This is a genomic window from Aphanizomenon sp. UHCC 0183 (genome assembly GCF_009712065.1).
GTDB lineage: Bacteria > Cyanobacteriota > Cyanobacteriia > Cyanobacteriales > Nostocaceae > Dolichospermum > Dolichospermum heterosporum.
In genome coordinates this window covers 120,967-127,791 of record NZ_VILC01000004.1, presented here as the reverse complement: position 1 = coordinate 127,791, position 6,825 = coordinate 120,967, and the positions used below count along the sequence as shown (strand labels likewise).

At 42.6% G+C, this 6,825-nt stretch carries 3 protein-coding genes; 2 read left to right on the top strand and 1 reads right to left on the bottom strand.

The genetic code is table 11. The features are described 5' to 3' along the window. A partial coding sequence (locus FJR37_RS26740; RefSeq protein WP_168465190.1) for a DUF4347 domain-containing protein occupies nt 1–5,488 on the bottom strand: 5,488 nt, incomplete at its 3' end. A gap of 268 nt (nt 5,489–5,756) precedes the next feature. Between FJR37_RS26740 and FJR37_RS02390 the strand changes: the two genes are divergently transcribed. Together FJR37_RS02390 and FJR37_RS02385 are read left to right on the top strand one after the other, a co-directional pair. Continuing rightward, a complete protein-coding gene (locus FJR37_RS02390; protein ID WP_168465189.1) occupies nt 5,757–6,065 on the top strand; it encodes a helix-turn-helix transcriptional regulator in 309 nt (102 codons plus the stop codon). After that, nucleotides 6,061–6,711 carry an NB-ARC domain-containing protein gene (locus tag FJR37_RS02385; protein ID WP_371416086.1) on the top strand — a complete coding sequence of 217 codons (651 nt, stop codon included), beginning with the start codon at nt 6,061–6,063 and terminating at the stop codon, nt 6,709–6,711. The genes FJR37_RS02390 and FJR37_RS02385 overlap by 5 nt, the downstream gene beginning before the upstream one ends. Nucleotides 6,712–6,825: the final 114 nt, after the last annotated feature.

Here is a 6,825-nt window from a genome sequence, read left to right as displayed (position 1 = left end):
GAAGGGCTGTTTTTGGAGTACCAAAGACACCATTTTGATTACCCAGAGCCACTGATACTCCGTTAGAAGCAAAACCGACAATATCAGCATAACCATCACCATTGACATCTGCTACCTGGCGTGGATATTGATCGAAACTAGTCCACCCCGTTGCGTAAGAAAAATTATTGTTCAGGGCTGTAATTTTAGGTGCAAAAGTGCCGTCAGCTTTTCCAATAGAGACAAAGACATGATCATAACCAAAGGCAATAATATCAGCACGTCCATCACCATTCACATCTGCTAACTGGCGTGGGTATTTATCAAAGCTATTCCATCCTTGCGCTAGAGTTAAGTCTGTGTGAGCCGTATAAATATTACCAAAATTGACCTCATTATTGGTAATAGTTCCCGTGACGGCTGTGGTTGTACCAACGGTGTAACCTGTTCCTGAAGCTAAAGTTAAAGCCACAGTTTCATTACTTTCAACGGTGGTATCTGCTGTGGGGTCAATAGTGAGAGTGGCTGTACTTGCACCCGCCGCAAAGGTGATGGTTTTTCCTGTTCCTGGTGTTGCTCCTGTATAGTCTGTACTGTCGGCTGTACCTGTAATGCCGTAGTTAATGGTTAAGATGTTAGTTGTCGCACCTGTGCGGGTGAAGGTATAAACTAGGTTGGCTGTACCATTTTCAGTCACACTGCTGGGTGATACCGCTAGGGTAATGGTGGGTAAAACGATTTCAATGATGCCTCTGAGTTGAAGTTCATTACCTAAATCATCCCACTTGCCAGGCTGCTTATAATTAATATACACATAATCTTGAACATGGTCTGCACTACTAGATGGTTCACCTGGATACCAATTAGTGTAAGTAGAAGTTTCACCGCTTGCCCATTTGTATTGTCCAGCTATATCCTTATCTGTCAAACCAGTCCACAGAGGTTCAGTACCACCAAAGGTAGTGACTAACCAATCTTGCTCGGCTTGATTGTTGACGGTGACAAGATTTCCCCCTAAACTCTGTGCCTGTGATTGAGCTTGTTGCCATGTTTCAGCGGTAGTGAGGCGATAGATAGAGCCGTTAAAGAAGAAAACATTATCTGGGGTGACGCTAGTAGTTGTAAACTTATTGAGTCCCAGAGTCCCAGTTAATCCTGTTACCTCAATGATGGCATCGGTATTGTCACTAAACCCTGCTGTAGCATCATTAATAGCTACAAAGGTACGATTATCAAAGGTGAATTGAGCAGCAAAATTAGCTGCAAAATTAGCGGTGGTTAACTTGGCTGCAATTCCAGTTGTATCAAGTGTTGCAACAGTTCCCGCATTAAAGAATCCGGTGCGTGCAGTGGAAACAAGGAATAAATCATTACCAGCATTAGCATTGAAGTCAGTAATAACATCCAAGGTATTGAAGACGGAATCAGCTAAGTTGCGGTAGTCAAAATAGTCTGTTCCCAGTCCTCCGGTTAAAGTATCGCTACCAGCGCCACCATTGAGAATATCATTACCTGTACCACCATTGAGAATATCATTACCTGTACCACCATTGAGAATATCATTACCAGCGCCACCATTGAAGGTATCATTACCTGAACGTCCCTCAAAAACGTCATCATATTGTGTGCCAGTGATATTATAGTTTTCTACATTAGAGACATTGACTAGAATCTGACCATTAACACGATTCCAGATATGATTTGTATCTAGAAGTCCTAAATGAATACCAGCACCATCTGTTTTGCTGGTATAATCTACTTGCAGTAGGTCATTACCATCGCCACCATCAACTGTATCAGTGGAGTATTGGCTATAACCTGGGTTAAGAATATCATCACCCGCACCACCTTTGAGGATATCGCTACCCGCACCACCAATTAAGGTATCATTGCCATCTTCGCCATTTAGGACATCCCGATATTTACTGCCTACAAGATTGTCATTTCCTGCCCTACCCTCTAAAGTTATGGGTAATCCTTCCTCTGGGGCAACTTGTAAGTCACTGAAATTAATAGTATCGTTGTAGACAGTACCTATGACTGATTCAACGTTTTTGAAGCTGGGACTGTTACTACTGGTGATAGAAATTCCTACCCCATTCTGTGAATAATTAACTTGGTCATATCCTGTACCACCATCAATAACGTCATTTACCCCACCGGGTACAATCAAATCATTCCCTTCTCCACCATAGATTTCGTTGATGCCGTTTATGCGTCCCGCTAGAATATCATTTCCCGCCAGTCCATAGATTTTAACAGCACCGATAGTGGCGTTAGTTTGGGAAACATAAATGTAGTCACCAGCGATCGTACCCGTATAGCTGGCTCCACCTACTGCAACTTTACTAGATTCATTCAGGGTTGTACCGATGGCGCTATTTGCAGCATTGGAAACGAGTAAGTTGCGAAGAAACTGCTCTACACTAATATCTTGTCCATTTACAGCGGCTTCAAGATTTGGATTGATAAAAACTCTTAGAAAAGATATTAAGGTATTAGTGGTTTGGTCTTTGAACTTAACATCTATTGCATTTCTCCCATTCGCAGATACAGTGTTAAATTCGTAGCTTTGATTGCCCGTTAGCTTCGGTAAAGTTATGGTATCCATCCCTGGTTCAAAATCTAGAATCTCGACCAAGGAACGGCTTTGGGTTGTGTCAACTGTTCCCCAACCATTTGCTCCTTGCCCGTCAAAGAAATTACCAATTGAAGCTAATTTATCATTGTATTCTTGTCGGGCAATAGAGCTAAGTGCTTCAATTTTTCCAAGCTCAAGGCTGTATTGAAGAGTTGCCGATGCAGCATCAATAGCTCCTTTGCCTATATCGCCGACCACTTCAAAATATGATAATGCAGTCTTTGTAGCCGTAGCTACCAATTGAACTCCAAGCTTTGCACTAGCGAAGCCATATTCCACGTCCTTACGCTGTTGAGAAATTGCTGGATCACGATACACGATAACGTTAGCCAAATCCTTGAGTTTACCTGCATTGAAATCTAGCCCTACGATCCCTGATAAAGCCTCAACAGAAATGTTAAACAGGTCTGAACCTTGACCACCAGAAACCTTTTGGGATGTGGTTAAGTTACGGTAAGATCCGAGTTGAAAAATATCAGCCCCTGCCCCTCCCAAAACACTGATGTTAAATGTGGGTTTAGCTACATTGAAAAACTGAGATTCAGGATTACCCCCCACTGCACCATACTGGTTGATTTCAACAATGCCTCTTAGAGAATAGGTACTGGGGTAATCATTCCATTTACCAGCAGCACCGTAATTCATCCCCACATAATCTTCCTGTCCATTATTACCATTTGGTTCACCCGGCAGCCAGTTAGTGTAAGTAGAGGTTTCACCACTTGCCCATTTGAACTGGCCTTGTGTGACTTTATCTGTCAACCCAGTCCACAGGGGTTCAGTGCCACCAAAGGTAGTGACTAACCAATCTTGCTCGGCTTGATTATTGATAGTGACAAGATTTCCCCCTAAACTATTTGCCTGTGCTTGAGCTTGTTCCCATTTACCTGGACCAGTTAGGAGATATCTACTGCCGTTATACTCAAAAAATTTGTTTTCAACAATGCCTCTTAAAGAACTGGTACTGGAAAAATCATTCCATTTACCAGCAGCATTGTAATTCATCCCCACATAATCTTCATTCCCGCCCCCATCATTTGGTTCACCTGGATACCAATTAGTGTAAGTAGAGGTTTCACCACTTGCCCATTTGAACTGGCCTTCTGTCACCTCATCTGTCAAACCTGTCCACAGTCGTTCAGTACCATCAAAGGTAGTGACTAACCAATCTTGCTCGGCTTGATTGTTAATGGTGACAAGATTTCCCCCTAAACTCTGTGCCTGTGCTTGAGCTTGGTGCCATGTTCCAGGGGTACTGAGGCGATAGATAGAGCCTTGATAGTCATAGGAAGTGGGGAAGGGTTCAGCATTGATTGTTCCGGCGGTATTGTCATAGTTTGTGCCAATGGATTGGGCTGTACCTCCATTGACAAAAATATTTGCAGCAACACCCTGACCATTATTTGCACCAGTACCACCTGCAACTGAATTGCTAGTAAAAATGCTATTTAGTAGGGTTAAACTCGCACCAGAGTTGACGAAAATCGCACCGCCTAAACCAGCACCACCGCTGCCACGACTTCCTGATCTACTGTCACCACCTGACCCAACGGTTCCATTTCCACCAAATTGACCTCCGACTCCACCAGATCCACCGCTCCCATTTTCAGGACCATCCCAATAATCATAATCCTGACCGCCGCCGCCGCCGCCGCCGCCGCCTCCACCAAAGCCACCTGCACCACCATTTCCACCATTTCCACCACTATCGCTAGGATCATAGAAAAAACCGCCTTCATAAGCACCGCCGCCGCCGCCGCCGCCGCCGCCACCTCCACCAAAGCCACCTGCACCACCATTTCCACCAGGCCTGCCAGTATCATAATCGTAAATACCACCACCACCGCCTGATCCGCCACTGGTAGTAGAATTCAATCCGCCACCACTGCCTCCACCTGAGCCATTAGAGGCAAGACCACCACCATCACCAGCCTTATTACTATTGGCATTACCGCCGACTGCCCTGTTACCGCTAAAAGTCACATTATTAAGGGTGACATTTCCTGCATTAATAAATAGCGCTCCCCCAGCACCTAAACCACCGCCACCACCATTATCACCATCGCCTCCTTTGGCATAACCATTAGCAAAGGTCAGTTTGGAGAAAGTAACATTAGCACCATAAACATTAAGAATTTGATAGGCATTTTTACCACTAATGGTGGTGTTACCATCATCAACAAAATTGATATCGTTGCCTGTATTCAGATTTCCCAGAGAACTGTTGAGATTAATTGTGCCACTGACGCTGGTGAGATCAATGGTATCTACTCCAGCCGCATTACCCGCATCAATGATGGCTTGACGCAAAGAACCTTCACCCCAGTCGTTATTGTTGGTGACTCTAAATATTGGTAAAACAGCAGTATAAGCCTCCATTGCCTGAACCTGCAAAGCCAGAGGCGCTTCAATTAATCCAGTGGCATATTCTAACAGCCAGTCTCCACCCAAGGCAGCACTACCAGTCAAGTCATCAGATGCAGCTACATCAGCCCCAGTCAACTGACTTATTTGCTGGACAAAAGCTTTACCTACCACACCCTGAGCTACATCACAACCATACAGCAGAATGTCTCCTGTAGCGGTGAGAGATTTACCCCACTGCTGCAATTGTGAACTATAACCATTGAGGTTGTCTGAGTTCAACTGAGTTGAACCAAGCTGCAAACTCCCATCTCCACCGTGAGAAATAATCTGAACACTATTAATATCTGTCAGTGCTGCTAATTTATTAGTAATTTGGCTAATGCCATCCCGTTGGGGGTCAAGAATAAACACGAGTGAGCCAGGTTCGACACCATTAACTAGATCCTGCCAGTCTGCAAGGTTGGGGTCTATAAAAATAACGGTTTTGGTAGATTCTGCCATGAAAATAACCCTGTATTAATTTGTAGTGGAACAGTTAATTTTTTGAGTCTACCCAACCCTGTACTGACTTCCGTACTGAGAAACACTGACTTAATCTGACTTCATCTGAGTTCAGAGCTAATTTTGACCCCAAAAAAACAAAACAACCATTGTCATCTATCTAAAGATAGATTTTCATGGCGCACTGATCATGAGAAGATATCACCCATAACATCTTAAATTTAGCCAAATCTTCCTGAAAGACTGGATTATTGCTGCGACTAGGTAAATGTCAAAGTCACTAAAAGTAAGTCATGACTGTATTAAAAAAGTTAATATAGCACTAACACGCAATGGCTACCCCAACCAAAGAGCCTTAGCTAATGATACTGGCTTGTCCTTAGCTACAATTAGCAACTTCCTGACTGGTAAACCTGTTAGTTATGCAACCTTTGAAGAACTATGTCGGCGATTAAATCTGGATTGGCAAGAAATTACTACCAGTGCTGAAGTAATATTTACCCCCCCCGCATACGCACAAATACGCAAAAAAAAAACCAAATTTAAATCAATTCCCAGACTGGGGAACTGCAATTGATATTTCAGCATTTTACGGATATAGCCAAGAACTGACACAATTGCAGTCATGGATTTTACAAGATGGTTGTCGCTTACTAGGATTATTCGGTATAGGTGGAGTTGGGAAAACAACTTTAGCTACTCAACTTGCAAAACAAATTCAGAATCAATTTGATTACGTTTTTTGGCGTTCAGTACCGACAGTTCCATGTTTTGATGGTATGATGACTGACTTGCTATCTTTATTCTCCCATCACAAAGAAAACAAACTCAATATCAATCAAATTATCTATTATTTGCGTACCCATCGTTGTCTGATTATTTTGGATCATGTAGATATTGATCATCTAAAATATATGCAATTTATCAAAATAATTGCTGAAACCTATCATCAAAGTTGTGTGATTTTCACCAGTCGAGAACAATATCCAGAATTCACTTTTTTAGAATATTGGCTATCATCAGTACGTTGTTTAAAGTTGTCTAATTCCTCAGAAATAGCCTTGTCTCTGATAGAATCACAACCACTATGGGGAACTGATCAAGAAAAGGATGATTTATGTAATCTCTGTAATAATAATCCGTTGAAAGTTAAACAAATGATTGTTTCTATAGTTCATTTATATAATGGGGATATTGGTAAGTTTTTAGAACGAAATACATAATAGGTAGGCAAGGAAAATTAATTATATAAAAGATTTGGATTTAACCCAGATCCCCGACTTCTTAGAGAAGTCGGGGATCTGACTCACATTGTTACCCCCCTCTCCCCTTGTAAG